At 69.9% G+C, this 25,152-nt stretch carries 26 protein-coding genes; 18 read left to right on the top strand and 8 right to left on the bottom strand.

Features of this window, described 5'->3' with window-relative positions:
- The first annotated feature begins 374 nt into the window (after nt 1–374).
- From OXS49_RS19820 to OXS49_RS19810, 3 genes are read left to right on the top strand one after another with little or no spacing between them, the layout of a single operon-like run.
- Nucleotides 375–1,484 (top strand): glycosyltransferase, encoded by a 1,110-nt coding sequence (locus tag OXS49_RS19820; RefSeq protein ID WP_267426299.1) that lies wholly within the window; start codon nt 375–377, stop codon nt 1,482–1,484.
- Complete coding sequence (locus OXS49_RS19815) at nt 1,457–2,194, top strand: class I SAM-dependent methyltransferase (RefSeq protein WP_267426297.1); 738 nt, start codon at nt 1,457–1,459, stop codon at nt 2,192–2,194. The genes OXS49_RS19820 and OXS49_RS19815 overlap by 28 nt, the downstream gene beginning before the upstream one ends.
- Nucleotides 2,191–4,347: a hypothetical protein gene (locus OXS49_RS19810; protein WP_267426295.1), complete on the top strand. Its 2,157-nt coding sequence runs from the start codon at nt 2,191–2,193 to the stop codon at nt 4,345–4,347. Before OXS49_RS19815 ends, OXS49_RS19810 begins: the two co-directional genes overlap by 4 nt.
- 38 nt (nt 4,348–4,385) lie before the next feature.
- Here the strand turns inward: OXS49_RS19810 and OXS49_RS19805 are convergent, their stop codons facing one another.
- Nucleotides 4,386–4,691 carry a hypothetical protein gene (locus OXS49_RS19805; RefSeq protein ID WP_267426293.1) on the bottom strand — a complete coding sequence of 102 codons (306 nt, stop codon included), beginning with the start codon at nt 4,689–4,691 and terminating at the stop codon, nt 4,386–4,388.
- A 70-nt stretch (nt 4,692–4,761) separates the two neighbouring features.
- Between OXS49_RS19805 and OXS49_RS19800 the strand changes: the two genes are divergently transcribed.
- Nucleotides 4,762–5,004, top strand: a complete 243-nt coding sequence (locus tag OXS49_RS19800; protein ID WP_243999184.1) for a hypothetical protein — start codon at nt 4,762–4,764, stop codon at nt 5,002–5,004.
- Between the two features lie 8 nt (nt 5,005–5,012).
- Here OXS49_RS19800 and OXS49_RS19795 read toward each other — a convergent pair whose 3' ends face one another.
- Both OXS49_RS19795 and OXS49_RS19790 read right to left on the bottom strand, forming a co-directional pair.
- The gene (locus tag OXS49_RS19795) at nt 5,013–6,089 is read right to left on the bottom strand and encodes a tartrate dehydrogenase (protein WP_243999182.1); all 1,077 of its coding nucleotides are present in this window, start codon (nt 6,087–6,089) and stop codon (nt 5,013–5,015) included.
- A gap of 24 nt (nt 6,090–6,113) precedes the next feature.
- Nucleotides 6,114–7,412, bottom strand: coding sequence for an MFS transporter (locus OXS49_RS19790; protein ID WP_243999180.1), 1,299 nt, complete (start codon nt 7,410–7,412; stop codon nt 6,114–6,116).
- A gap of 152 nt (nt 7,413–7,564) precedes the next feature.
- On the opposite strand from OXS49_RS19790, the gene OXS49_RS19785 reads away from it, so the two are divergent.
- A complete protein-coding gene (locus tag OXS49_RS19785; protein ID WP_243999178.1) occupies nt 7,565–8,287 on the top strand; it encodes a GntR family transcriptional regulator in 723 nt (240 codons plus the stop codon).
- A gap of 23 nt (nt 8,288–8,310) precedes the next feature.
- Here OXS49_RS19785 and OXS49_RS19780 read toward each other — a convergent pair whose 3' ends face one another.
- Entirely contained in the window at nt 8,311–8,553 is a 243-nt protein-coding gene (locus OXS49_RS19780) for a hypothetical protein (RefSeq protein ID WP_243999176.1), read from the bottom strand.
- 513 nt (nt 8,554–9,066) lie between these two features.
- On the opposite strand from OXS49_RS19780, the gene OXS49_RS19775 reads away from it, so the two are divergent.
- Together OXS49_RS19775 and OXS49_RS19770 are read left to right on the top strand one after the other, a co-directional pair.
- Nucleotides 9,067–9,291: a hypothetical protein gene (locus tag OXS49_RS19775; RefSeq protein ID WP_243999174.1), complete on the top strand. Its 225-nt coding sequence runs from the start codon at nt 9,067–9,069 to the stop codon at nt 9,289–9,291.
- Nucleotides 9,292–9,424: 133 nt separating this feature from the next.
- On the top strand, nt 9,425–9,700 hold the full coding sequence (locus OXS49_RS19770) for a hypothetical protein (protein WP_243999172.1): 276 nt from the start codon (nt 9,425–9,427) through the stop codon (nt 9,698–9,700).
- A 19-nt stretch (nt 9,701–9,719) separates the two neighbouring features.
- On the opposite strand, the gene OXS49_RS19765 is transcribed toward OXS49_RS19770, so the two are convergent.
- Both OXS49_RS19765 and murI read right to left on the bottom strand, forming a co-directional pair.
- Nucleotides 9,720–10,430: a cache domain-containing protein gene (locus OXS49_RS19765; RefSeq protein ID WP_267426291.1), complete on the bottom strand. Its 711-nt coding sequence runs from the start codon at nt 10,428–10,430 to the stop codon at nt 9,720–9,722.
- A gap of 127 nt (nt 10,431–10,557) precedes the next feature.
- Nucleotides 10,558–11,433, bottom strand: coding sequence for a glutamate racemase (gene murI / locus OXS49_RS19760; RefSeq protein WP_267426290.1), 876 nt, complete (start codon nt 11,431–11,433; stop codon nt 10,558–10,560).
- A 262-nt stretch (nt 11,434–11,695) separates the two neighbouring features.
- Here murI and egtB point away from each other — a divergent pair, with 262 nt between their 5' ends.
- The 3 genes from egtB to OXS49_RS19745 are packed head-to-tail and all read left to right on the top strand — an operon-like array spanning nt 11,696 to nt 15,003.
- On the top strand, nt 11,696–12,964 hold the full coding sequence (gene egtB, locus OXS49_RS19755; protein ID WP_267426289.1) for an ergothioneine biosynthesis protein EgtB: 1,269 nt from the start codon (nt 11,696–11,698) through the stop codon (nt 12,962–12,964).
- An 18-nt stretch (nt 12,965–12,982) separates the two neighbouring features.
- On the top strand, nt 12,983–13,942 hold the full coding sequence (gene egtD, locus OXS49_RS19750; protein ID WP_243999164.1) for an L-histidine N(alpha)-methyltransferase: 960 nt from the start codon (nt 12,983–12,985) through the stop codon (nt 13,940–13,942).
- 23 nt (nt 13,943–13,965) lie between these two features.
- The gene (locus OXS49_RS19745) at nt 13,966–15,003 is read left to right on the top strand and encodes an adenylate/guanylate cyclase domain-containing protein (RefSeq protein ID WP_243999162.1); all 1,038 of its coding nucleotides are present in this window, start codon (nt 13,966–13,968) and stop codon (nt 15,001–15,003) included.
- Nucleotides 15,004–15,062: 59 nt separating this feature from the next.
- Here OXS49_RS19745 and OXS49_RS19740 read toward each other — a convergent pair whose 3' ends face one another.
- The gene (locus tag OXS49_RS19740) at nt 15,063–15,278 is read right to left on the bottom strand and encodes a hypothetical protein (protein WP_243999160.1); all 216 of its coding nucleotides are present in this window, start codon (nt 15,276–15,278) and stop codon (nt 15,063–15,065) included.
- A gap of 414 nt (nt 15,279–15,692) precedes the next feature.
- Here OXS49_RS19740 and OXS49_RS19735 point away from each other — a divergent pair, with 414 nt between their 5' ends.
- The 3 genes from OXS49_RS19735 to OXS49_RS19725 are packed head-to-tail and all read left to right on the top strand — an operon-like array spanning nt 15,693 to nt 17,907.
- Entirely contained in the window at nt 15,693–16,829 is a 1,137-nt protein-coding gene (locus OXS49_RS19735; protein WP_267426288.1) for a trypsin-like peptidase domain-containing protein, read from the top strand.
- Nucleotides 16,826–17,077, top strand: coding sequence for a hypothetical protein (locus OXS49_RS19730; RefSeq protein ID WP_243999155.1), 252 nt, complete (start codon nt 16,826–16,828; stop codon nt 17,075–17,077). The genes OXS49_RS19735 and OXS49_RS19730 overlap by 4 nt, the downstream gene beginning before the upstream one ends.
- A gap of 2 nt (nt 17,078–17,079) precedes the next feature.
- A complete protein-coding gene (locus tag OXS49_RS19725) occupies nt 17,080–17,907 on the top strand; it encodes a DnaJ domain-containing protein (RefSeq protein WP_267426287.1) in 828 nt (275 codons plus the stop codon).
- A gap of 102 nt (nt 17,908–18,009) precedes the next feature.
- On the opposite strand, the gene OXS49_RS19720 is transcribed toward OXS49_RS19725, so the two are convergent.
- The gene (locus OXS49_RS19720) at nt 18,010–19,503 is read right to left on the bottom strand and encodes a D-alanyl-D-alanine carboxypeptidase (RefSeq protein WP_267426286.1); all 1,494 of its coding nucleotides are present in this window, start codon (nt 19,501–19,503) and stop codon (nt 18,010–18,012) included.
- A 356-nt stretch (nt 19,504–19,859) separates the two neighbouring features.
- Between OXS49_RS19720 and OXS49_RS19715 the strand changes: the two genes are divergently transcribed.
- The 5 genes from OXS49_RS19715 to OXS49_RS19695 all read left to right on the top strand — a co-directional run bounded on the left by OXS49_RS19715 (nt 19,860) and on the right by OXS49_RS19695 (nt 25,016).
- Nucleotides 19,860–20,276 (top strand): hypothetical protein, encoded by a 417-nt coding sequence (locus tag OXS49_RS19715; RefSeq protein ID WP_267426285.1) that lies wholly within the window; start codon nt 19,860–19,862, stop codon nt 20,274–20,276.
- Between the two features lie 139 nt (nt 20,277–20,415).
- Nucleotides 20,416–20,769 (top strand): ATP-dependent Clp protease adapter ClpS, encoded by a 354-nt coding sequence (gene clpS, locus OXS49_RS19710; protein ID WP_243925255.1) that lies wholly within the window; start codon nt 20,416–20,418, stop codon nt 20,767–20,769.
- A gap of 38 nt (nt 20,770–20,807) precedes the next feature.
- On the top strand, nt 20,808–23,294 hold the full coding sequence (clpA, locus tag OXS49_RS19705; RefSeq protein WP_267426283.1) for an ATP-dependent Clp protease ATP-binding subunit ClpA: 2,487 nt from the start codon (nt 20,808–20,810) through the stop codon (nt 23,292–23,294).
- 91 nt (nt 23,295–23,385) lie between these two features.
- Nucleotides 23,386–23,670 (top strand): hypothetical protein, encoded by a 285-nt coding sequence (locus OXS49_RS19700; protein WP_267426281.1) that lies wholly within the window; start codon nt 23,386–23,388, stop codon nt 23,668–23,670.
- Between the two features lie 47 nt (nt 23,671–23,717).
- Complete coding sequence (locus tag OXS49_RS19695; protein ID WP_267426279.1) at nt 23,718–25,016, top strand: FAD-dependent oxidoreductase; 1,299 nt, start codon at nt 23,718–23,720, stop codon at nt 25,014–25,016.
- Nucleotides 25,017–25,152 lie beyond the last annotated feature (136 nt).

Below are 25,152 nucleotides of genomic sequence, written 5' to 3'. Positions count from 1 at the left end.
TTGGCGGGCTTCATCTTTTCTGGGGTGCAAGATTCCGTGCGCCTCATGGACCAGCAACACGATTCGCGATCCTCGCGGGCGCGGCACGCTCGCTGGCGATCCCAAACGTGCCGGGCGACGGCTGCTCCCTCACCGGCACGCCATAAGGCCGCTGACGGCCTTGGCTGCATCGGCGAGATCGGCCGGATCGAGCTTCGCTCGAGTGATCGCGCCGGGCCCGATCGCCCCCGTGTGCACATCAAGCCTCGACCGGACCACGGCAGCGACGTTGCCAAAGGTATCGCGGTATATAAGCGGTCAGGACGCTTTTAATCAAAAGTTCACGCTGCCCAACCAGTCTTCGACGGTCTGACGCGGCGGATGCAGGCGGAGACATGGCGGAGGACAGCATGGCGCCGAGCGAGGTCGAGCGGTTCGCACGGGTTGCCTCCGAACTGACCGCCCTGGGCCAGCCTCCGCAGGCATCGCCGCACGATGCACGTCCAATTGCCATCGTTGTGCCCGTCTTCAACGACTGGGCCGCGTTCCGCATCCTCGCCCGCGCGATCGACACAGTTCTGGTTGCGGCCGATCTTCACGCCGACCTCATCGTCGTCGATGACGGATCCTGGCAATCGGGGGAGGGCGTGCTGGCCGAGGTCGCGGAGGCGGCTCGCCGGCTGCGCCTGCGCCCGGCCGTCCTGGCCACCAATCTCGGCCATCAGCGTGCGATCGCGGTCGGTCTCGTCCAGGCGAATGCGCGGGCGAGTGCCTACCGCGCGATCCTCGTCATGGATGGCGACGGGGAGGATCCGCCGGAGCATATCCCGCGCCTCGTCGCGGAAGCCGAGGCCTACCCCGAGGCCGTGATCTGCGCCCAGCGCCGACGACGCTTCGAGGGCGCCCGTTTCGCGCTCGGCTACGGGCTGTTCAAGATGGTCTTCCGGCTCTGCACGGGGCGGCGCATCGATTTCGGGCATTATTGCGCGATTCCGCCGGCGCATCTGCCGCGGCTCGTCCATGCCCCGGCATTGTGGAGCCATTTCGCCGCGAGCCTGATCCGCTCCGGCCTGCCGCTCCGGCGCATCCCCCTCGACCGCGGCCAGCGCTATGCCGGGCGTTCGACCATGAACGCGACGGCGCTGATCCGGCACGGCCTCAACGCCATCGCGGTGTTCGAGGATATCTGCCTCGTGCGCCTGCTCGTGCTCCTGGCCGCGTTCGGGTGCGGCGTGGTCGTCGCGATGATCGGCGTGGTGCTCGTCCGCTTTTGCACCGACCTCGCCATGCCCGGCTGGGCGACGAACGCGGGCGGCCTGCTCCTCGTCGTTCTGTTCCAGGCGGCCCTGCTCGCGGCGACGGCGGCAGCGGCCCACCTCAACCGGCGCGCACTGCCCGAGACCGTGCCGGCCCGCGATGCGCACTGGTTCCTGCTGGCCCCCGCCCCCGCGGAGATAACCGAAGACGGAGACGCGAAGTGGCCAGCGGATCAACGCGCGGCGTGACGGCGCCGCACGAGGGGTATGTCGGGACCGAACTGGAGTTGTTCGCGACCGCGCGCAACTGGAAGCGCTACTGGTCCGACGCGATCGCGCCGTTCGTCGGCGGCCGCGTCCTCGATGTCGGCGCCGGACTGGGCGCGACGGCCGAAATCTTCGCCCCGCGGACGGGCATCGCGGCCTGGACCTGTCTGGAGCCCGATGCACACTTCGCCGCGCACCTTGCGACGCGGATCGCGTCGGGCGGGCTGCCGGTGCGCACGCGGGTGCTGCGCGGAACCACCCGTGACCTCGACCCCGCTGAACGCTTCGACACCATTCTGTACATCGACGTGCTGGAGCACATCCGCGACGATCACGGCGAGCTTGCGGGGGCGGCTTCGCGCCTCGCGGACGGCGGACACCTCGTCGTGCTCTCGCCGGCCCATCCGTTCCTCTACGCACCCTTCGATGCCGCGATCGGACACGAGCGGCGCTACACCCGGGCGACCTTGCGCGCGGCTGCGCCGGACGGCCTGCAGCGCGTGCGCCTCGACTACCTCGATGCGGTCGGGTTCGGCGCCTCACTGGGCAACCGTCTGGTCCTGCGGAGCGCGATGCCGAGCGCGGGCCAGATCGCCGCCTGGGACCGCCTGATGGTTCCGATCTCGCGCCGGCTCGATCCCTGGCTGGGGTTCCGAGCCGGAAAATCGGTCCTCGGAGTCTGGACGCGATGAGCGCCGGGCTGATCACCGGTGCGGCGGCGCCTGTCAGCCTGTCGCGCGGCACCGAACTCGGCTGGGGCCTGCTGACCGCCTGTCTCGCCGTTGCGACCGCGGCGATTCCGCTGGCCCACACACCGACCTTCTACTTCACGGACGATTACCAAGCCTACTTCATGCCGGGGTTCCTGGAGATCGCCCGGCTGATCAAGGCGGGGGAACTGCCGTTCCTGACGCCGCGCCTGTTCCAGGGGGGCGCGTTCCTCGCCGAGTACCAGTACGCGCTGTTCAACCCGGTCAGCGTGCTGCTCTACCTCGTGCTCGACGGGTTCGCGCGGCTCGATCAGGCCGCGGCCTTCTTCGCGCTCGTCCATGTCGGCCTGCTCGCCGGCGGCACTTACGCCCTGGCACGCGTGGTCGGTGTCAGCCGGGCGGCCGCCATGCTGGCCGGGCTGACGGCCGCGACCAGCGGATGGATCGTCTACTGGGGCGCGATCACGTGGATCCCCGGCCTCGTCAGCACCGCCTGGCTGTCCTGGGCGACCACCGCGTTGATCCGCGCCTATCGGGCACCGGGCTTCGTGCCCGCGGCCGCGGGCGCCGTCTCTATGACCATCGCGAGCGGCTGGCCGTTCTCCGACGCGGCGCTCATCGCCGGCCTCGGCGTCGCTCTCCCCCTGGCCTTCTGGGCCGGCCGCGACGGGCGGTCCTGCGCCCGTGCTGCCCTGGCTGCCGGGCTCGGCGGGCTGCTCGCCGCCCCGGCCTGGATGCCGCTCGTGGCCGCGATCGGGACGAGCTCCCGCCAGCCGGAGGTCCTGTTTCACGACATGCTGTCCACGCCGCTCGCCGTGATCCTGGCGATGGGCGTGCCGGTCTGGCCGGAGACCTGGCTCGGATTCGGCGGCTTGAAGATGCATGTCGGGCCACCGGCCCAGTACGTCTCCTGGTGGGTCCCGGTTGCCCTGGTGAACGCCTCCCGGGCGCGGCTGAACGAGCCGGAGGGCCGCGGCGTCGCCCTGTTGCTGGCCATGACGGCGGTGATCGCGCTGCTCGCGATTTCACCCGGCGTGTCGCAGTTGCGCTGGCCGTTCCGCTTCCTGCCCTACGTCCAGATCGGCTGCACCATCGTGGCCGCCTGGTTCGCGACGCGGGATCGCTGGGCGCCGGGCCGGACGCTGGGGCTCATCGCGATCGGCGGCGCGGTCGCGCTCGTCCGCGATCCGGGCCTGCTCACGCTCCAGATCGGGCTGACGGCGCTCATCGCCCTCACGGCCGCGCTGGCGTTGCGGGCGCAGGGGACGACACGCCTCGCGATCATCGCGGCGAGCCACGCGATCGTGTTCGCGATCCTCACCACGACGATGCCGGTCAACGAGCAGGTCGGCACATGGCCCGCGCCGATGGCACGCTCGGCCTATGTCGCTCTACCCCTGCGCCCGGGCGACACGATGCTGGTCCTCCACAACACCGACTACCATCGCACCCCGATGGCACCGCCGGCCCAGGGCGCCCTGTTCACCGAACTGCCGCATTCCAACACGCCGCTGCTGACGGGCGCCGCGGTGGTCGGCGGCTACTCGCCGATGCCGATGCGGGGCTTCCGTGCGATCTGCATGTGGCGGGGCGGGGCGACCTGCCCGGAGGCCGCCGAACGGCTGGCGCGCCCGGACCCCGTGACAGGCGCCAGCACCCTCGATCTCGCGCGCGTGGCGCGGGTCGCAGTGGAACGAGGGCCGCGCGCGGACGGCTTCGCGGCCGTCGCCGGGCCGGGCTGGACTCGGCGCAGCGGCGTGGCGGCCGAGCTGTTTGAGCGGGTGGGCGGCGGCTCTATCTTGCCGGGAACGCTCTCGGCCGGGCCACCGGGCTTCACCGTCACCGCGGCCGCGGAGGGCGCGGCGTCGGGACGCTACACGGTCGCCTCACCGGGGGGCGGACGCGTCGTCTGGGCGCGCGCCTGGTATCCGGGCTACGCCGCGGCCTGGAACGGCGCGCCGCTGGCCGTCGAGACCGCCAACGACTTCCTGCTGTCGGCACTCATTCCGGCCGGAGACGGCGTGCTGACCGTGCAGTACGTGCCGGCCGGTCTGCGCACTGGCCTCGCCGTCTCGGCGCTCGCCGCGATCGCGCTGGTCGGCCTCATGCTGTCGCGCCGGCGGATCGCCGGCTGAGATCGCATTGCCTTCCCGGCTGAGGTCCGGGAAGGGGCTCAATACCGGACGTCGGTGAACCCGCTCCGGCCCACGACGCTCTGGATCACGTCCCTGGTGGATGGGCTGAGCCCGCCATCGCCGCGCAGGCGGCGGCCATCCGCCCGTTCGAGGCGCGCGACGTCGTCGGAGCATCGGCCGAGCGCCTCGCGAATCCGCGACGACAGGGGCGCCCCCCGCGCCGCCGGAGCGCCGCTCATCTCGAACCGGAGGCAGGAGGCGAGGTAGCCTTTCAGGTCATCGAAGGCGGCGGCCTGCGCGTTCGACGTCAGGACGACGAAGAGCAGGGCGGATCGGGCGAGCATCGGGCGCTCCAGGTAGGGTCGGACGATCCTGACAACGCGCGGCCGGCGCTTTGGTGGCCCACGCTTTCGGATGCGGACCGCGGAGACCGGCGGCGGCATCCACGACAACGCCGCCCTGGCGGCGTTCGCGGGGCGGCGGTCCGAGGCGCCGGACTTCGCGTGCGTGTTCGTCGTGGCCGGCGTGGCGACGCAGGCTGGCACGCCGGGGCGGCTCGGCCTCATACACCCCGGATGGGTCTGCGTCGGCCTCGGCCGCCGCCGCGCGACGCTGGATGTCGAGACCAGCGCGCGCGGGATAATCGACCCGACCTGACGACGGTCTCAGGCGTTGTCGCCCCGGATCGCCGCGATCACGGCGTCCGTCACCTGACGGGTCGTGGCCGTGCCGCCGAGGTCGGGGGTGTGCAGGTTCGGATCCGCGGTCACGCGCTCGACCGCGCGCATCAGCCGGTCGGCGGCGGGCGCCTCGCCGAGATGCTCCAGCATCTGGCACGCCGTCCAGAAGGTCGCGACCGGGTTGGCGATGCCCTTGCCGGTGATGTCGAAGGCCGAGCCGTGGATCGGCTCGAACATCGACGGGAAGGTGCGCTCGGGGTTGATGTTGGCGGTCGGCGCGATGCCGAGCGACCCGGCGAGCGCCGCCGCGAGGTCCGACAGGATGTCGGCGTGCAGGTTCGTCGCCACGATCGTGTCGAGGGTCTGCGGCTTTACCACCATGCGCATCGTCATGGCGTCGACCAGCATCTTGTCCCAGGTGACGTCGGGGAAGTCTTGTGCCACCTCGGCGGCGATCTCGTCCCACATCACCATGGCGTGGCGCTGGGCGTTCGACTTGGTCACCACGGTCAGCAGCTTGCGCGGCCGGGACCGGGCGAGCTGGAATGCGTAGCGGATGATGCGGTCGACCCCGGAGCGGGTCATCATCGAGACATCGGTGGCGACCTCGTTGGCGTGGCCCTGGTGGACCCGGCCGCCGACGCCGGCATACTCGCCCTCGGAGTTCTCGCGCACGATCACCCAGTCGAGTTCCGGTCCCGAGACGTGGCGGAGCGGGCTGGTGATGCCCGGCAGGATGCGGGTCGGGCGGACGTTGGCGTACTGATCGAAGGGCTGGCAGATCGCGAGCCGCAGACCCCACAGGGTGATGTGGTCGGGCACGTCCGGCGCGCCGACCGCCCCGAAGAAGATCGCGTCGTGGTTGCGGATCTGGTCACGGCCGTCGGCCGGCATCATGACGCCGTGCGTCTTGTAGTAATCCGAGCCCCAGTCGAAATGGTCGAACTGGAACCGGAAGGTGCCGGTCTTCTCGGCCAGTACATCGAGCACCTCGATGCCGGCGGCGATGACTTCGACGCCGATGCCGTCCGCCGGAATGGCCGCGATGGTGTAGGTCTTCATGGTGGGTCTCCGGGTCAAAAGGAGTCAGTGCAGGGCGACGCGGGCCTGTCCGGCGCGGTGACCGGCCCGGGCGACCGCGAGGGTCAGGATCGCGGAGAACAGGAGCAGGCCGGCCACGAACATCAGGCCGCCCGCGAAGCTGCCGGTCCGGTCCTTGATCCATCCGATCATCCACGGTCCGACGAAGCCGCCGAGATTGCCGACCGCGTTGATGGTGGCGATGCCAACCGCCGTGGCCGGGCCGGACAGGAACAGCGTCGGCATCGCCCAGAGGGGCGGCTTGGCGGCGCTGATCCCAACATTGACAAGGCTCAGCGCGGCGATGACCGCCACGACCGAGGTTGCGGCGCCGGCCAGCATCAGGCCCAGCGACGCGGCGAGGCAGGCGATCACCACGTGCCACGTGCGCTCGCCGGTCCGGTCGGAATGGCGCGCCCAGAGGATCATCGCCGCCACCGCGACGGTCGGCGGCACCGCGTTCAGCAGGCCGACATTCATGGTCGACAGGCCCAGCCCCTTGATGATCTGCGGCGCCCAGATACCGAGGGTGTAGAGCCCGGCCGAGGTGCCGAAATACACGAGGGCGAGCGCCAGCACCCGCGGATTGGTGAGGCCGCTGAGCAGACTGTGGCGGGCCTGCACCTGCCGTCCGGCGCGCTCCGCCTCCATCTCGGCCACGAGCCAGGCCCGCTGGTCGTCGGAGAGCCATGTCGCCTTTTCGGGCCGGTCGGTCAGGTAGACCAGCACGACGAAGCCGAGGATCACTGCGGGGACCGCCTCGATGAGGAACATCCACTGCCAGCCGTGCAGGCCCAGGAGCCCCTCCATCTCGAGCAAGAGGCTCGACAGGGGCGAGCCCAGCAGCACCGAGACCGGCGCCGCCGCCATGAACAGGGATACCACTGCGGCCCGGTAGCGGATCGGGAACCAGTAGCCGAGATAGAGGATGATGCCGGGGAAGAAGCCCGCCTCCGCGGCCCCGAGCAGGAAGCGCAGCCCGTAGAAGCTCGTCTCGCCCTGAATGAACGCGAAGGCGCCGGAGATGAGCCCCCAGGTGATCATCACGCGGGCGATCCAGAGCCGGGCACCGACCCGGTCGAGGATGATGTTAGAGGGCACCTCGAACAGAAAGTACCCAAAAAAGAATACCCCCGCCCCGAAACCGAAGACCGACGCCGAGAAGCCCAGGTCTTTGTTCATCGTCAGTGCCGCGAAACCGATATTCACGCGGTCGATGAAGGCGACGAAGTACAGCAGGCAGACGAAAGGGATCAGGCGCCACGCGACCCGGCGCATGGTCGCCTGCTCGAGCGAGCTGTTCATCATGTCCTCCCGTCGCCGGAGTGGCGCATCTGTTGCGCGCCATCTTCCATGCAAGCTTGAATACGGGTAGATCCGGGGCTGCGACGTGTCAACGGCCATTCCTCGACAGGGGCGGACGCTGTAAGGCCGGCGGACGAGGGGGGAGACGGTCAATGGCGCGGGCGCGGCCCAACGGGGATCCGGAGGCGCAAGGCGATGAGGACGGCGCGAAGCGCGGCTCCCTGGTCGACGACGCCTACGCGGCGATGCGTAACGCGATCCGCGACGCCAGCTTCGCCCCGGGCTACCAGGCCTCCGAGCAGGAGATCGCCCTGCGGCTCGGCATGAGCCGGACGCCGGTCCACGAGGCGGCGATCCGGCTGCAGGAGGATGGCCTCGTGCGCGTCCTGCCACGCAAGGGCATCCTGATCCTCGCCCTGGCGCCGGACGACATGCGCGAGATTTACGATGTCGTCATCGCCATGGACGGCCGGGCCGCCGAATTGGTGGCGACGCTCCCCGAGGCCGCGCGACTGGCCGCCGCGCAGGCCCTCGATGCCCACACGGATGCGATGGCGGCGGCGCATGCGCGGGGCGACCTACCGGGCTGGGGCCTCGCGGACGGGGCGTTCCACGCGGCGCTGATCGCCGAGGCCCGGAACGGACGGATGAGCCGGATCGTGCAGGCCATCAACGACCAGTCCCACCGGGCGCGGATGCTGACGCTGAACCTCCGCCGGACCCTGGACGCCTCGATCGCGGAACATCGCCGGATCGCCCAGGCCATCCGCGCGGGCACGACCGAGGTGGCTCTCGAGGCCGCACGCCAGCATCGCATCCGGGCCCGGGACGAGCTGCTGCCGCTGCTGGAACGCTGCGGGCTCAAGCACCTGTAACGCAGCGCGGGCTGCGCGTTGGCCTACCGCACCCGCAGGGATCCGCGGTGCCGCGTCGGCCGAGGGAAGCGGCGCCAGCCCCTCTTGCGCCCGAACGATCGGCGCGGATCGGGCTGAGCCGAGTCCGCGAACCGACCAACAGCCCGCGGCGCGTGGGCGGCGCCGATAGCCACCAGTGCCGCGACGCAGATCAGGGCCACCAGCGTCGCGCCCCAGAACAGGTTCTCGAACATCGCGCGTACCGCCGCCGAGGAGCTTTGCCTCATCGGTATTAAACCACAGACGATTGCGTTCCGTCGGCAGCCACAACACTGTTTTCGTCGACCATCTGTGGATATCAGCACTATGTCCCACGCTGGCACGCAAATCCCGGATCGGATGAGAGGCTCGGCTACGAAGCCCAAGCCGGTGACGCCGGGCGGGGCGCAGGGCTGATCGTCGGTTCCGGGGCTCGCTCTGTGGCCCACCCATGATGGGCCGTTGGCCTCGACGAACCGGCGCGTGATGTCCGATCCGCCGAAGGCGCTCTCATGCACCGAACGGGTCTCCGCTTCGACGGATCGGAAGACGATACCGGCGCGACTAAAAGCGCGGCCGTCGTGCGGGCGAGGGCTTCACGCACGCCTCATTCACGTGAGGCCTGCCACTTGCATAGATGCTTTCACGGGCTGATCCGTCCGAGATCTGTTGTGTTCGATCCTTGCTTTCGAACGCGGAAATCCGACATTGTTTTAACGTAAGATAGCGCACATTCACGGCGGTCATGGAATTTCTAATCCATGACAAGTGCGGGTACCCCGACATCCCAGTACGTCATCACCGCCCGGGGGCAGACGGGTCATATCCGCCAGACCAGGGTCCGGGCCGCGAGTGCGGTTGTGCTCGCCAGAACCTGGATCGCCGCCGGTTACGAGGCGGTGCAGATCGTCGACCCCCTGGGACACGTCCTCAGCCCGGAGCGTTACCGGGTCAAAATCATGAACGGCGGCCGGTTTTTCCGTTGAGCCTCTCCGAGCACGGCGAGATGCGGCGCTCCCGCTATCGCGCACAAGGCGGACGATCGGGTCCCGGAGAATTTACGAAGCGTTCATGCTCCGGGTGTCCCATCCGGTCCTCAGAGGCCGAAACGAGGACGCGATGCCGAGCGACACGACGAGAGCGCTCTCCGCCCAAGGTGACGTTGGTTCGGTGCATGGGAACGCGTCACGACAAGGTTTTGGAGCCGTCCGCGAGAGCGCTGCGATCGGAACCGTCTCCGAAACACAGGGCCCGATCCTGGAACCCTGGCGCATCCTGGCGCTCGCGCTGATCGTCGCCGCCGGCATGCTGTTCGTCCACTTGGTCGTTCCCGCCGACGCCGCCTCGGATCCCGCCAGGGCGACCCCGGCTGCAGTTCTCGGCCCGCAGCCGTAGATCGGCCGCGCTCCGGATCTCATTCGCCCGGCGCCCGGGGGCCGCCGGCCTTGTCGAGGGCGGTTGCGGCGGCGACCAGATCGCGCCGCGCCTCAGCGATCGCCGTGGTCTTCTCGGCCCGCTGCGCGTTGAGCGCTTCGAGGAACGCAGTCCAGTCGGCTCGGGCAGTCGTCGGGATCACACCGTCGAGCCGGTGGCGGAGCTCGGCGACCCGGCTGTCCGCCGTCGCCGGGGGTGCCGCAACGTCGGCGTCGTACACGCCGACCGCGCAGGTCTGATCGCCGGCCTTGGTGTAATACGTCGTCTTGGGCTCCTCGACGGTACTGCCCGGCTTCGGAAACAGGTAGCGGATCACCGCGATCTGTCCGGGTTTGGCCGTCTCCATCATGGTTCGGATGAAGTGGTTGCCCGTCCTGTCATGCAGGTCATGGACATCGTGACCCTTCAGGATTGGGTTTGGGTGGGCCGACATGATGCCGTCCGGTCCGACACAGAATACGTAGGTGTCGGCGGTTCGGAAGCCCCGGGCCCCGTCGGTGAAGTCCTGCAAGGCCTGCGCCCTGTCGGCCGCGAGCGCTCGATCGACCCGGTGGAGCATCCAGGACGCGAAGCCGTTTGGGCTCGGATCGTCGCAGGCGGTGGGCGCATCGCCGTCGCCGCACGCCCAGGCACAGCCCGGCGATGCCAGCCCGAGCAGCAGCCCGGCCGCAAGCGTTGCAGCTTTCAGCATCACGACGCGCCCCTCGAAAGCAGCATATTTCTGCGAATCGCCGCCATCAGAGACTGCATTCGCCGGCTTGGCAAGCGGCGAAGACAGTTTTCATGCGATCGTCGATCGGGCTGAATTCGGCGCGGGCCTATTGCAGCGGCAGCGGGATCGCCTCGACCGCGACCTCGCCGATCCCGTGGGCCGCCAGCGCGGTGCGCAGGGGATCGGTCAGGCAGGTCCCGGCTGTGAACGCCCCGTGTGCGGCACCGTGACCCTCCGCCCCTCGCGGTGCGGAGCCGATCAGCTGCACGACGCGCCGGGCGATGGCCGGCGCCGGATCGATCCAGGTCACCGGCCAGGGTGCCAGGGTTTCGAGGCGCGGCAGCAGCAAGGGATAGTGCGTGCAGGCGAGGCAGACCACGTCGGTGCGCCCTCCGTTCGCCCCGGTGACGAAGCAGGGCGCGATCTCGGCCGCCAGCGCGGCATCGTCAACGGGAAAACCGGCGAGTTCGGCCTCGGCATAGCCGGCGAGGTTCTGGGCGCCGACCAGCGTGACCGTACAGGCCTCGGCATAGGTGGCGATCAGGTCGCGCGTGTAGGAGCGGGCCACCGTCCCGGGGGTCGCCAGCAGGGAGACGAGGCGCGAGCGCGTGGCCGCGGCGGCCGGCTTGATCGGCGGGACCACGCCGACGAACGGGGTCGTGAAGCGCTGCCGCAGGGCCGGCAGCACCACGGTCGAGGCGGTGTTGCAGGCGATCACCACGAGGTCGGGTCGGTGGGTCGCGACCAGCCGCTCCATCACGGTCAGCACCCGGGCGACGAGGGCCGCCTCGGTGAGGCGGCCATACGGGAAGGCGGCATCATCGCCGACATAGACGTAGCGGGCGTCCGGCCGGGCGCGCCGCACGGCATCGAGCACGGTGAGGCCGCCGAGCCCGGAATCGAACACCAGGATGGTCGGCTCGGCGGCGCCGCGCAGAGCCGCGGAAGAGAGGCTGGCGCCGGCCATCAGATCGATCCGCATGTGACGTCCGGACTCCTCGCAAGGGTCCCGAGAATCGGCATCGCTGGTTAAGGCGGTGTCACTGCGGCGAGAGAAAGACCCGCGATCCCCAACCCGCCATGTTAACCGCGCCGCCGCGGTGGCGAACAGCCCTCGAACGACACCGAGCCGGCAGGACTCCGCCTGCGGAGGTTGTCTGACCTCGCCCGAGACATATCTTCTGCGCGCCAACCTGGGACCGAGGAAACAGTTCTCGGGCTGGCCGGGAAAGGGAACGATCGTCATGGCAGCGACGGCCGCACTGCGCACGGACGACACACGCGAGCCTGGGGCGCCGGCCTTCCCGCCGCCGCCTGTCTCGGCCCGTCCGATCGACCGGGCCGCCTGGATCGCCGCCTACCGGCAGGTCCGGAGCGAGACCGAATGCCGCGCGGCGCCGCTCTCCGCGGAGGACCAGCAGGTCCAGTCCATGGCGGATGCCAGCCCGACCAAGTGGCACCGGGCCCATGTAACGTGGTTCTTCGAGCAGTTCCTGCTGCGCGAGCACCTGCCGGGCTACACCATCTACGACGAGCGGCTGCACTACCTGTTCAATTCGTACTACGTGGCGGCCGGTCCCCGGCAGCCGCGCATCCAGCGGGGCATGATCACCCGCCCGACGCTCGCCGAGGTCACGGCCTACCGGGTCCATATCGACCGGGCGGTCGAGTCCCTGCTGGGCCAAGCCTCCGAGCGCGCGCTGGAGGCGATCCTGCCCATCCTGGAGATCGGGCTCTACCACGAGCAGCAGCATCAGGAGCTCCTGCTCACCGACATCCTGCACGCCTTCGCGCAGAACCCGCTGAACCCGGCCTACGACCCGGACTGGCGCTTCCCGAAGGCTGCGGCGCAGCCGGGCCAGACCCGGCTCGACCGGGGCATCGCCTGGATCGGGCACGAGGGACCGGGCTTCTCCTTCGACAATGAATCGCCCCGCCACGAGACGCTGATCCAGGCGGGCCGGATCGACCGGGCATTGGTGACCAACCGCCAGTGGCTCGCCTTCATGGAGGATGGCGGATACGCCAAGCCCGAGCTGTGGCTGTCGGACGGCTGGTATGCCGGGCCGACCGAGGGCTGGGAGGCGCCGGGCTACTGGCGCCGAATCAGTGACGGCTGGGCGACCATGACGTTCGCCGGCGAGCGCCCGGTGGATCTCGACGCGCCGGTCACCCATGTCAGCTACTACGAGGCGGACGCTTATGCCCGCTGGGCCGGGCGCTTCCTGCCGACCGAGTTCGAGTGGGAGGTCGCGGCCCGCGACGGCGGCCTGCCGGACGCGTTCGGCCTCGTCTGGCAATGGACCCGCAGCGCCTACGTCGCCTATCCGGGCTACCGGCCGCTGCCGGGCGCCCTGGGCGAGTACAACGGCAAATTCATGAACAACCAGTTCGTGCTGCGCGGCTCCTCGGTGGCGACGCCCGAAGGCCATGCGCGGCTGCCATATCGCAACTTCTTCTATCCGCATCAGCGCTGGCAGTTCACCGGCCTGCGCCTCGCCGATGCCGCCTGACGCCCCCCGGAGCGACCCGTGACCATCAACCCGACGTTTTCCGACGCGACACCGGTCGCCCCGGCTTTCCTCGACGACGTGCGCGCGGGTCTCTCCCGCCCGCAGAAAGCGCTCTCGCCAAAGTACTTCTATGACGCGACCGGCTCGGACCTGTTCGAGAAGATCACCCGGCTGCCGGAATACTACCCGACCCGCACCGAGATCGGGATCCTCGACCGGCGCGGGCCGGAGATCGCCGCGCTACTGCCGGCGGGCGCAGCCCTCGTCGAGTTCGGCAGCGGCTCGACGGTGAAGCTGCGCCGCCTGCTGCGGCACCTCGACAAGCTGGCGGCCTACGTGCCGGTCGATGTCTCCGGCGAGTTTTTGCGCGCGCAGGCCGAGACCTTGAGCGCCGATTTCCCGCACCTGCGCGTCGAGCCGGTGGTAGCCGATTTCACCCACGATTTCAGCCTGCCAGAGAGCCTCGCGGGCCTACCGCGGGCCGGCTTCTTCCCGGGTTCGACGATCGGCAACTTCGAGCCCGAGGAGGCCGAGGCGCTGCTCGCCCGGTTCGGGCGGATCCTGGGATCTGGGGCTCACATGATCGTGGGCGTCGATCTCGTGAAGGATGCAGGCACCCTGGAGAGCGCCTACGACGATGCCCAAGGCGTCACCGCGGCGTTCAACCTCAACCTCCTGACGCGGATCAACCGCGAACTCGGGGGCGGCTTCGACCTCGACGCCTTCGCCCATCGGGCCGTGTTCAACCCGCAAGCCTCGCGGATCGAGATGCACCTCGTCGCCCGCGACGCGCAGGATGTGGCGATAGGCTCGGACACGTTCGCGTTCGCGGCCGGCGAGACGATCCACACGGAGAGCAGCTACAAGTACACGGCCGAGACCTTCCGGGCGCTGGCCGAGCGCGCCGGCTGGCGGTGGATCCAGGTTTGGACGGACGCGGACGGCCTGTTCTCGGTCCACGCCCTGCGGCTGGATTGAGGATCCGGGCTACGGCCGGGCCGATGAGGTTCCGGCCGCCCGGGTTCGTCCTCGTCGCCCCCGCGCTCGGCGCGCTGGCGGGCCTGCTCTATGGGGCGATCTTCGACGTCGGCCCCCTGGCCGGCGCGGCGATTCGCGGCGCGGTCATCGGCACGCCGATCATGCTGTACGAGCGGCGGCTCTTGTTCCCGACCCTGCGGGAGCGAATCCGGGGACTCGCCACGCCGCTGTTCCTGCTCGCCACGGTTGCGCTCTACGTCGCCCTGATCGTGGTCGGGAACGCGCTGGCCAGCACGGTGCTCAACCGCCTGTTCCGCTTCATGTACAGCGAGCGGAACGCGATGCTGATGACCGATACCGGGCTGCTCTACGCGCTCGCCATCTCGGCCGTCGTGGTGTTCGTGTTCCGGGTCCGCGACCTGATCGGCCCGGGGGTGTTCGCCAACCTTCTGATCGGGCGCTACCACCGGCCGATCAGCGAGGAGCGGATCTTCCTGTTCCTCGACGTGACCGGCTCGACTCAGTTCGCCGACCAGCACGGCGACCGGGAGGCGCAGGCTTATCTCGGGCAGGTGTTCAACGCCCTGGCGTTGCCGGTCTCCCGGGCCCGGGGATCGATCGACGATTATATCGGCGATCTGGCGCTGGTGACTTGGACGATGGAGCGCGGCGTCCGTGACGCCGCCTGCCTGCGGTGCGTGTTCGATTTCGAAGCACGCCTCGCCGCCGAGGCCGAAGCATGGCGCAACCGCTTCGGGCAAGTGCCGGAATTCCGCGCGGCCCTGCATTGCGGACCGGTTGTCACCGCCGAGATCGGGCTGGAGCGGCACAAGATCGCGTATTTCGGCGATGTGGTGAACACGACCGCGCGGTTGGAGGCCCTGTCGAAGACGCTGGGGGTCCACGTGCTGGTCTCGGCCGATCTCCTCGACCGGATCGGGCCGCTGCCCGACACCTTTATCGCGGAGGATCTCGGCGACCACACGCTGCGCGGGCGGGAGGCACCCCTGGCGGTCGCGGCAATCCGGCGCCGCCCATCCGGGGTTATCAGGGCCGGGTGAGGCCGGGGAGGGCGCATGCGCCTGTCCCCGGTATCTCCGCTGTCAACGGCGCGGAGCCGTCAGTTCAGGTAGGTACGGATCCAGTTGGGGGACAGGATCTCGCCCTCCTCGGTGATGATCCAGGGCTGCTTGGCCGGGTCGCCCAGGGCGCCGGCGGCGGCGTTGATCGCCTCGCGCAGGGTGTTGAACCGCTCGGGCTGCGCCAGCGGGGCGCTGGCCGGGGCCGTACGCCAGATCGTGAGATCGGCGGGCCGTTCCAGAGCTTCGGTTTCCATCGGTACTCGTCCTTCCGAACCGTGTGCGACCGTTCAGATACCCACCGCCGACCTGAACCGGCTCGGCGCGGGGATCGAGGGTCTGAGCGTCAAAGCAAGCATCTCTGCGGCGGCTTTGCGATCAATTCGGGCGGTTTCCGAAACCAGCGTCCTCCGCGTAAGCACGATGGACGCAGCGGTCGCGTTTTCCCAGTCCGTATTAAGCGCGTACGCGTTGCCGAGAACTTGCGAGAATTGTGGTCCTCGAATGATGACCATTCCGTTAGCCAGTCTGTTCCGCCCGCCCGTGTGTGCCAGAACACGTCTGAGGCCCGCAGGCGGCGGTACGCACCTGTGTTGACGCTTCGATCCTGAACGCGCACTTAAGACCCGCGCCTGCCGGAGCCGACCTCCGGTTCTCTCTCGGAGACATCCGTGCCGGATCGTACCGTGCGCTTCGTGCTCGCCGCGGTTCTGGTCCTGCTGGCGCTGTACGTGGCCCAGCCCTACCTGCAGCCGCTGTTGTACTCCGCAGACACGCCACGGGCCGTGACCGCCCGCGGCGATCTCGCGCAGTCCGAGCAGGCCACGATCCGGCTGTTCGAGCAAGCAAGCCCGTCCGTCGTCCACGTCTTCGCGCAGGGCGCGGCGCAGAACCGCGACCTGCTCGACCTCGACGACGAGGGCGGCGAACAACAGGGCGGCGGCACCCAGACCGGCACCGGCTTCGTCTGGGACGGGGCCGGCCACATCGTCACCAACACCCACGTCGTCCAGAACGCGGCGCAGAGCGGGGGCTCCGTCTCGGTCCGGCTGAGCGACGGCACGGTGGCGTCGGCGAGCCTGGTCGGGCTCGCGCCAAGCTACGACCTCGCGGTCCTGCGGCTGGGCCGGGTGACGCACATGCCGCCGCCGCTCGCGATCGGCACCTCGGCGGACCTCAAGGTCGGGCAATCGACCTTCGCGATCGGCAACCCGTTCGGCCTCGATCACACCCTGACCACCGGCGTCATCAGCGCCGTCCGCAGGCGGATGCCGACCAGCGAGGGGCGGGAGGTGTCGGGCGTCATCCAGACCGACGCGGCGATCAACCCCGGCAATTCCGGCGGGCCGCTGCTCGATTCCGCCGGTCGGCTGATCGGCGTCAACACCGCGATCGTGTCGCCCTCCGGGGCGAGCGCCGGCATCGGCTTCGCGATCCCCGTGGACGTGGTGAACCGGATCGTGCCGGAACTGATCAAGGTCGGCCGGGTGCGCAATCCCGGCATCGGCATCATCGCCGCGCAGGAGGCCGCCACCGCGCGGCTCGGCATCGACGGGGTGGTGATCGTGCGGGTCCTGCCCGCCTCGCCCGCCGCGCAGGCCGGCCTGCGCGGCGTGAATTCGCAGACCGGCGATCTCGGAGACGTGATCGTGGAAGCCAACGGCACTCCGGTCCATCGGCTGGCCGACCTCACCGCGGCGATCGAGGAGGCGGGGCTCGGTGCGGCGGTGACCCTGAAGGTCGAGCGCGACGGCCGGATCCGGCAGGTCCGGATCACCACGACGGATGTGGCGGAGAATCGCCAGTGAAGGCCCTGCTGCTCCCCGTCCTCATGGCCCTCGCCGCTGCCGGAGCCTCGCACGCCGCCGAGCAACCGGCGCGCTCACGCCTATGCCCGGAGGACCTGCCGGAGGGCGTGCGGCTGCCGCCGCAGCCCGGCTGCACGGCCGGCACCCGGCCCGCGCCGACGCGCCGGGAGGGGGTCTACGATCTGGGCGACGGCACGACCGTGCGGATCGGCGGCCATGCCTCGGCCGCGTACGGCGTGCGGCGCTGACCATGGCGCTGTTTGCCGGCCTGCTCGCATGCCTGACGCTCTGGTGGCTGTCGAAGAACAACGACGGCCTCGGCCGGCGCCTGAGACGCGCCCTCGGCCAGGGGTTCGGCGCCATGATGGGCGGAACGCGGACACTCGGCGCGGTGTCGCTGCTGGCGGGCGGCTTTCTGCTCCTGCACGGCAACCTCGTTCTGGCGGCACTGCTCGGCCTGAGCGGCGTCTGGATGATCGAGGGACAGGACTCGATGACGGCGCGGCTGCGCCGCCTGATCCGTTCGGGGGCCGCGAACAATCCCCGTGATCCTCAAAATCCCCTTTATCCGGACCCGACTCCGGCGCCGCGCGATCCCCCGGCGCCGCGCGATCCCTACGCGTCCCAGGATCGTCGCTTCCGCACGACGCTGATCGAGGCGCATCTGCGCCCCGACGGGAGCCTGCGCACCGGCCGCGTGACCGGGGGGCCACAGGCGGGGGTGTGGCTCGACGCCATGCCGACCGACGCGGTCGTCAGTCTGCTGCGGCTCTGCCGGGTTCGCGACCCGATGGGCGTCGCCCTGCTAGAGCCGTATCTCGACCGCCGGGCGCCCGGCTGGCGTGTAGACGCTGAGCGTGATCGCGACCCGGGGACGCGCCGCCCGCCGAACCCAGGGGCGCTGACGCAGGAGGAGGCGTACCAGATCCTGGGGCTTCAGCGCGGGGCGACCGCTGAGCAGATCCGGACGGCCCACCGGTCGCTGATGAAGCGCGCCCACCCCGACCAGGGGGGAAGCGCCGAGGGCGCGGCGCGCGTCAACGCCGCCCGGGACAGGCTTTTGAACCGACATCGCTGATACTCCACGCGCGTTGTCAGAAAATGGATCGGTCTCGGCCGCGGGCGAACGGCGTCGCGGCACATCCTGCCGGCGCGGTCGGCGCCGGCCGGTCCTCGTCGGTCAGCTTCGGGTCGCGAAGCAGCTGAAGCCGCTGCGCTTCAGGGCCGAGCAGGCATCCTGCGCGGAATCCTGCTCTGCGAAGCCCGAGAAGCGGGCGCGGAACAGGGTGGTGCCGCCATGCTCGACCTTGACCGTGTAGGGGGCCGCCTTCGACAGGCTGCCGCCGACCTTGGCGCGGGCCTCCGAGAGCATCGAGCGGGCTTTGGTTTCGTCGTCCATGGCGCCGAGCTGGATCACCCAGGCGGTCGGCACGACGCGGGCGCCGGTGACCGCCTTCGGCGGCTCGTCGCGCTCGACCGAGGCCACGCGCGCCACTGTTTTGCTGGCACCGGGGAAGGGCGCCTGGGCGCTGCTTCCGCCGGCATAGGCCTGGGCGGATTTCGGAACTCCCTGGGGACCGGGCTTCCAGGTCTCAAGCGGGTACTTGCCGCCCGGCGTCGTGGTGGCGGCGGCCTTGGGCGAGAGGTCCAGGGGCTCGCCGGTGGTGCCGGTGGTCTCGACATCCTCGTCGTCCGCGGAGGCAACCTGCGTGCGGGTCCGCGACACGCCGTCGGCGACGACCGCCGGGCGGGCGCGCTCGGCGACCTCGGTGGTGGGCGGCGAGATCCGGGCGCCGGCATAGGCGTGCGGCAGGCTGGAGCGGACGAGGTCGGCCATGATCCGATCGCGGCCCGCGCCGGACTTTCCGCCCAGCACGATCGCCACGATCTGCCGGCCCTCGGACTTCGCCGCCGTCATCAGGTTGAAGCCCGAATCCCGGGTGTAGCCGGTCTTGATCCCGTCCACGCCCTGGACGTTGCCCAGCAGGTGGTTGTGGTTGCCGATGACCCGACCGCGGAACGCGAAGGACCGCGTTTGGAAGTAGCGGTAATAATGCGGGAAACGGTCCTGGATCGCCCGGGCCAGCACGGTGAGATCCCGGGCCGTGGTGAGCTGGTCGGGATCGGGCAGGCCCGAAGCGTTGGCGTAGTGCGTCCGGCTCATGCCGAGGGCATGGGCCTTGGCGGTCATCATCTGGGCGAAGCGCTCCTCGGAGCCCGCGATGTTCTCGCCGATGGCGCAGGCCACGTCGTTGGCCGACTTGGTCACGATCGCTTTGATGGCGTCCTCGACCGCAATGGTCTGGCCGGGCCGCAGGCCGAGCTTCGAGGGCGCCTGGGCGGCGGCATGGGCCGAGATGGTCAGATCGGAATCGAGGGCGAACTTGCCACGCTCCATCTGCTCGAACAGCAGGTAGAGGGTCATCACCTTGGTGATCGAGGCGGGATGGCGCAGCGCATCCTCGTTGACCGCGTGGAGGGTCTTGCCGCTCTTCACGTCGACCACCATGGCGGCGTAGGGCGGGTTGTAGCCGCCGCCGACCGCGCGGGCGTGGTGGTGGTGTCGTCCACGCCGGGCCTCGGCCGGGGCGGCGAGGGTGGACAGAACCGCGGCGGCCAGGATCGCGGCCGGCAGCGCGGGAATCGTCCGAGAGCGGCCTACTACGCTACGCATCACGCCTGATTGCCTCGCGAGACCGGCACGCGCCGGTCGTGTCCCTAGAGCGGAGCGGCGCCGGTCGCGTGGCCCCGCTGCATCACCGCAGAGTTAGGCAAGTGCAGTTACAGGCCCGTTAATGCGATCGCCGCGCGTATCGGGTTGTGACGTTTCTGCTGATGGTTGCGGGCCGGACGGCGGGCCCGCGATACGCCCACAGCCGCGGAGGGGGGAGGGCGTGTCGCGCCGCGCCAAGTCCGCGCGCCAACCGAATTGTCGCCGCTTGACGCTGCCGGATACGGCGCACACAGTCGGAGACAGATCCGATACAGCTGCCCGGCCCCGACCGGCAGGCGGCGGCCGGGAGTTCGGCCATGCTGACGCGCGACCCCCACCCGTCTTTTCTGGATCCGGCCGACTTCGGCGCGCCGTGGCGGCGGCTTGGCGTCACCGGACGGACCGGCCAGACCCTCGAGATCACGTGGACCATTTCCATCAAGCAGGGCCTCGACGATCGTGCGGCCCCGGCCCGGACCCGCGCCGCAACCCGCGATCCGGCCGAGATCCTGGCGGCTCAGTCCGCCTATCCCGAGCGGGGCGGAGCACGCCGGACTGCGCGTTCGGCGGTGACCGCAGACCAGATCACAACGCCCACCGCCGATCCGATGCGGCCGCCGGCCCCCCATCCCACCCGGGCGCATGAGCGGGTCGGGGGCCGTGCGCCAGTCGCAAGCTCAGCGGGACGGACAAGTGCGCGCAGGCGTCTGGCGAAGTCGGCTCACCGTCTGTAGATTAGGGACAGAGGAGCCGCGCGTTGCTCCCGGCAGGGCCAGGACGGGATCGGCCTTCGCAGTCGGCGACGCCCGCTCCAATCGAGGGATCGGTTCGACGCACATGACTCAGGTCCCCCACCAGGGCACCGCACGTTCGATGGGGATTGCGCGGCCGGTCACGGCCTCCGGCTCGCGCGCGCCGGGCGGCGACGACCGGTCCAACACCGCGATCATCACCCGTACCAAGACCCGGACGAAGCGACCGAGCCTCTACCGGGTCCTGCTCCTGAACGACGACTACACGCCGATGGAATTCGTCGTGCTGGTGGTCGAGCGCTTCTTCAACAAGAGCCACGAGGACGCCTACCAGATCATGATGCACGTGCATCAGAACGGGGTCGGCGAGTGCGGGGTGTTCACCTACGAGGTGGCGGAGACCAAGGTGACGCAGGTCATGGACTTCGCACGCAAACACCAACATCCTCTCCAGTGCGTTATGGAAAAAAAGTAGGCGCCGTTCGCGGTAGGCACGAAGGACAGAGGCCAGCTTTGCCAAGCTTCTCACGCAGCCTAGAACAAGCTCTCCACCGCGCCCTGGCGCTCGCGGGAGAGCGCCGGCACGAATACGCGACGCTGGAGCACCTCCTGCTCGCCCTCGTGGACGATCAGGATGCGGCCGCGGTCATGCGCGCCTGCAACGTCGAGGTCGACACGCTCAAGCGAAGCCTGATCGACTACGTCGACACGGAGCTGTCCAACCTCACCGGCGACGGCCGGCAGGACGCCAAGCCCACGGCCGGGTTCCAGCGTGTGATTCAGCGCGCGGTGATCCACGTCCAGTCCTCCGGCCGCGAGGAGGTGACCGGGGCGAACGTGCTGGTGGCGATCTTCGCCGAGCGCGAGAGCCACGCCGCCTACTTCCTGCAGGAGCAGGACATGACCCGCTACGACGCGGTCAACTACATCAGCCACGGCATCGCCAAGCGCCCCGGCGCCTCCGAATCGAAGCCGGTGCGCGGCGCCGAGGAGGAAGGTGCTGCCGAGCGTCCAAGCGACGACGGCGATCCCCGCGGAGCCAAGAAGAAGGGCGACGCGCTGGACGCCTATTGCGTCAACCTCAACAAGAAGGCGCGTGACGGCAAGATCGACCCGCTGATCGGCCGCGAGACCGAAGTCCAGCGGACCATCCAGGTCCTGTGCCGTCGGCAGAAGAACAACCCGCTGCTGGTGGGCGACCCCGGCGTCGGCAAGACTGCGATCGCGGAAGGGCTTGCGCGCAAGATCATCCAGCACGAGGTGCCGGAGGTCCTGGCCGACGCGACGGTGTTCTCCCTCGACATGGGCACGCTGCTCGCCGGCACCCGCTACCGGGGCGACTTCGAGGAGCGCCTCAAGCAAGTGATGAAGGAGATCGAGGCGCACCCGAACGCGATCATGTTCATCGACGAGATCCACACGGTGATCGGTGCCGGTGCGACCTCGGGCGGCGCCATGGACGCGTCGAACCTGCTGAAGCCCGCTCTGGCCTCCGGCACCCTGCGCTGCATCGGCTCGACCACCTACAAGGAGTACCGCCAGTACTTCGAGAAGGATCGCGCCCTGGTCCGCCGATTCCAGAAGATCGACGTCAACGAGCCGTCGATCCCCGACACGATCGAGATCGTGAAGGGCCTGCGCCCGTACTTCGAAGAGTTCCACAAGCTCAAGTACACGACCGAGGCCGTGAAGGCCGCGGTGGAGCTGTCGGCCCGCTACATCAACGACCGCAAGCTGCCCGACAAGGCGATCGACGTGATCGACGAGACCGGCGCCTCGCAGATGCTGGTGCCGGAGGCGCGCCGAAAGCGCGTCATCGGCATCAAGGAGATCGAGGCGACCATCGCCACGATGGCGCGGATCCCGCCCAAGACCGTGTCGAAGGATGACGCGGTGGTGCTCCAGCACCTCACCGAGAACCTGAAGCGCGTGGTCTACGGCCAGCCGAACGCGATCGAGGCCCTGACTTCGGCGATCAAGCTGGCCCGGGCCGGCCTGCGCGACCCGGACAAGCCGATCGGCTCATACCTGTTCGCGGGTCCGACCGGCGTCGGCAAGACCGAGGCGGCCAAGCAGCTCGCCTCATCGCTCGGCGTGGAGATGCTGCGCTTCGACATGTCGGAATACATGGAGCGCCACACGGTGAGCCGCCTGATCGGCGCGCCCCCCGGCTATATCGGGTTCGATCAGGGTGGCCTGCTGACCGACGGGATCGACCAGCACCCGCACTGCGTGCTCTTGCTCGACGAGATCGAGAAGGCGCATCCGGACCTGTTCAACATCCTGTTGCAGGTGATGGACCACGGCAAGCTGACCGACCACAACGGCAAGCAGGTCGATTTCCGCAACGTCATCATCATCATGACGACCAACGCGGGCGCCTCGGACCTGGCGAAATCGGCCTACGGCTTCACCCAGACCAAGCGTACGGGCGACGACGTAGAGGCGATCAACAAGCTGTTCGCGCCGGAATTCCGCAACCGTCTCGACGCGATCATCTCGTTCGGCCACCTGCCGAAGGAAGTGGTGGCGAAGGTGGTCGACAAGTTCGTCCTCCAGCTCGAGGCGCAGCTCGCCGACCGCAACGTCACGATCGAACTCTCCGATGAAGCTCGCGCGTGGCTGGTCGAGCACGGCTACGACGACGCCATGGGCGCCCGCCCGATGGCCCGGCTGATCCAGTCGACCATCAAGACGCCGCTCGCCGACGAGGTGCTGTTCGGCAAGCTGAAGGATGGCGGTGCGGTCCGGGTGATCGTGCGCAAGCCGGAGGACGAGGAGGCCAAGGCCGGCGCCAAGGACAGCCTGGGCTTCGACTTCCCGGCCGGTCCGGTCACGCCCAAGCCCGAGGCCGACGTCACCAACGCCGCCAAACGCCACAAGCGGGCCAAGCCCCGCACCGCGACGCGGAAGAAGACGCCCAAGGACGACAAGGGCGGCGGTGGCGGCTCGGGCGGCGGCGTCCGGACCGTGCCGAAGGTGCCACTCGTGCGCGCCTAATGGTGTGCCTGCCGGCCGGCGGCCTTCCAGACTAGGAATTGCCGGTCTATGACCGCCGCGACGCGACAGCGCCGCGGCGAGGAGGCGTCCGATGACCGACAACCTGCACGAGGGTCCGCTCTCGCCCGTCGCGCAGACGGCACCATCCAGGAAGACGACTTGGCGGGAGGAGCGGCGTCTGCGCCGCCGCCGCCGGAAGCGCGGCGAAGAGATCCTGGCCTGGTTCCTCGTGCCGCTGATCTGCGTCGGCCTCTACCTGGGCGTCAGCGCGGGATTCAACTTCTTCGGGACTTCGCCGGGTCAGGTCTGGGACCAGCTGATGCAGGTCAAGGCGATGATGGAGAAGCGCTCCAGTACCCCGGGCGCGCGAGGCTAGAGCCAGCTCTCCGTTCGCCGGCTCCGGGGTTTGATCGAGGAGCCGCCATGCGACCGACCCGACGCGCGATCCTCGCCGCTCCCCTGCTCGCGGCTCCGGCGCTTCGCGTGGCGGCAAGCGGTGGCAACGTGGTGGTGGTCGGCGCCGGGTCGGCGGGTCTGGCGGCGGCGTCTCGCCTGCGGGATGCGGGCCAGGGCGTCACGCTCCTCGAGGCGCGGGACCGCATCGGCGGCCGGGCCTTCACCGACACCGCCCTGGGCCCCGACTGCCCGTTCGACGCCGGTGCCGAGTACATTCACTGGGCCGAGCGCAATCCCTGGGCGCCGATCGCCCGGGCAGCCGGCGCGCGGTTCGCCCGCGAGGACGGCTGGGCGCGCACCCTCACGATCGACGGCCGCCCCGCCACGCAGCCCGAGCAGGCCGCCCGCCGGGCGGGGTTTTCCGGTCTTGACGCGCTGCTGCAACCGAAGGGTGGCGACCCGTCGCTCGCCGAGGCGGCCCGGGCCGGCGGTCCCGATACCGAACGGGCTGCGGCGGGCCTGAGCCGGCTGTCGCTCGGCGAGGATCCCGAGCGGGTCTCGGCGGTCGATTACGACCGGCTCTGGTCCGGAACCGACCTGTGGGTCGATGGCTACGGCAACCTCCTCGCGCGCCACTTCGCCGACCTGCCGGTGACGCTCGGCTGCCCGGTTCAGGCGATCGACTGGTCCGGGCCGGACGTCCGGGTCGAGACCGCGCGGGGCACCCGATCGGCCGCGGCCGTCATCGTCACGGTGCCGGTGGGCGTTCTGCACAGCGGCGCCCTCCGGTTCACGCCCGGCCTGCCCGAGCCGCACCGGACGGCGCTCGATGGGCTGCACATGGGCGCCTACACGAAGATCGGCCTGCGGCTGGACCCGGCCAAGATCGATCCGGCGGCATTCGGGGACGCGGTCTCGATCGCGACCGGCGGTCCGACGCTATACTTCGAGATGGGCCCGTTCGGGCGGCCCCTGGCGGTGGCCAATCTCGGCGGCGACGGTGCCCGCGACCTGTGCCGGGCCGGCGAGGCGGCGGCGGTGGCGTTCGCCACCGAGCGCCTGGGCGCGATCCTGGGCGGCAAGGCCCGGGGCGTGGTCCAGGCGGGACGACTCGCCGCGTGGTGGACGGATCCCTACGCCAACGGGTCCTATTCCATCGCGGCGCCCGGCCACGCGGAGGCCCGCGACCGCCTGCGCGCACCGGTGGGTGGGCGGGTGTTCCTCGCCGGGGAGGCGCTGGCCGGCGGCGGCGCCATGACGGTCGGCGGCGCAACCCTGGACGGCGAGCGTGCGGCGCGGGACGTGCTCAAGGTGCTGGGGGCGTGACCGGAGCGAGCGCTTACGCGTCTCTCCCTCTTCCCTCTGCGGGCTACCAGATTCACATATCGGTGTTGGATAGGGCTGAGCGGCGACCGCGCATCTTCCTCCCCCCTTGCGGGGGAGGGTGGCCCCTGCGTCAGCA

It is taken from the genome of Methylobacterium sp. GC_Met_2 (assembly GCF_026540795.1).
Lineage (GTDB): Bacteria > Pseudomonadota > Alphaproteobacteria > Rhizobiales > Beijerinckiaceae > Methylobacterium.
Note: the sequence above shows the minus strand (reverse complement) of the source record. Positions and strands in the feature narration are given on the sequence as shown.

What these genes read in the sequence shown, in the direction of transcription:
- OXS49_RS19820 (WP_267426299.1), top strand. Translation starts at nt 375, where the DNA reads ATGGCGGAGGACAGCATGGCGCCGAGCGAGGTCGAGCGGTTCGCACGG.
- OXS49_RS19810 (WP_267426295.1), top strand. Translation starts at nt 2,191, where the DNA reads ATGAGCGCCGGGCTGATCACCGGTGCGGCGGCGCCTGTCAGCCTGTCG.
- OXS49_RS19805 (WP_267426293.1), bottom strand. Translation starts at nt 4,691, where the DNA reads ATGCTCGCCCGATCCGCCCTGCTCTTCGTCGTCCTGACGTCGAACGCG.
- OXS49_RS19800 (WP_243999184.1), top strand. Translation starts at nt 4,762, where the DNA reads ATGCGGACCGCGGAGACCGGCGGCGGCATCCACGACAACGCCGCCCTG.
- OXS49_RS19795 (WP_243999182.1), bottom strand. Translation starts at nt 6,089, where the DNA reads ATGAAGACCTACACCATCGCGGCCATTCCGGCGGACGGCATCGGCGTC.
- OXS49_RS19790 (WP_243999180.1), bottom strand. Translation starts at nt 7,412, where the DNA reads ATGAACAGCTCGCTCGAGCAGGCGACCATGCGCCGGGTCGCGTGGCGC.
- OXS49_RS19785 (WP_243999178.1), top strand. Translation starts at nt 7,565, where the DNA reads ATGGCGCGGGCGCGGCCCAACGGGGATCCGGAGGCGCAAGGCGATGAG.
- OXS49_RS19780 (WP_243999176.1), bottom strand. Translation starts at nt 8,553, where the DNA reads ATGAGGCAAAGCTCCTCGGCGGCGGTACGCGCGATGTTCGAGAACCTG.
- OXS49_RS19775 (WP_243999174.1), top strand. Translation starts at nt 9,067, where the DNA reads ATGACAAGTGCGGGTACCCCGACATCCCAGTACGTCATCACCGCCCGG.
- OXS49_RS19770 (WP_243999172.1), top strand. Translation starts at nt 9,425, where the DNA reads ATGCCGAGCGACACGACGAGAGCGCTCTCCGCCCAAGGTGACGTTGGT.
- OXS49_RS19765 (WP_267426291.1), bottom strand. Translation starts at nt 10,430, where the DNA reads ATGCTGAAAGCTGCAACGCTTGCGGCCGGGCTGCTGCTCGGGCTGGCA.
- murI (WP_267426290.1), bottom strand. Translation starts at nt 11,433, where the DNA reads ATGCGGATCGATCTGATGGCCGGCGCCAGCCTCTCTTCCGCGGCTCTG.
- egtB (WP_267426289.1), top strand. Translation starts at nt 11,696, where the DNA reads ATGGCAGCGACGGCCGCACTGCGCACGGACGACACACGCGAGCCTGGG.
- OXS49_RS19745 (WP_243999162.1), top strand. Translation starts at nt 13,966, where the DNA reads ATGAGGTTCCGGCCGCCCGGGTTCGTCCTCGTCGCCCCCGCGCTCGGC.
- OXS49_RS19740 (WP_243999160.1), bottom strand. Translation starts at nt 15,278, where the DNA reads ATGGAAACCGAAGCTCTGGAACGGCCCGCCGATCTCACGATCTGGCGT.
- OXS49_RS19725 (WP_267426287.1), top strand. Translation starts at nt 17,080, where the DNA reads ATGGCGCTGTTTGCCGGCCTGCTCGCATGCCTGACGCTCTGGTGGCTG.
- OXS49_RS19720 (WP_267426286.1), bottom strand. Translation starts at nt 19,503, where the DNA reads ATGCGTAGCGTAGTAGGCCGCTCTCGGACGATTCCCGCGCTGCCGGCC.
- OXS49_RS19715 (WP_267426285.1), top strand. Translation starts at nt 19,860, where the DNA reads ATGCTGACGCGCGACCCCCACCCGTCTTTTCTGGATCCGGCCGACTTC.
- clpS (WP_243925255.1), top strand. Translation starts at nt 20,416, where the DNA reads ATGGGGATTGCGCGGCCGGTCACGGCCTCCGGCTCGCGCGCGCCGGGC.
- OXS49_RS19700 (WP_267426281.1), top strand. Translation starts at nt 23,386, where the DNA reads ATGACCGACAACCTGCACGAGGGTCCGCTCTCGCCCGTCGCGCAGACG.
- OXS49_RS19695 (WP_267426279.1), top strand. Translation starts at nt 23,718, where the DNA reads ATGCGACCGACCCGACGCGCGATCCTCGCCGCTCCCCTGCTCGCGGCT.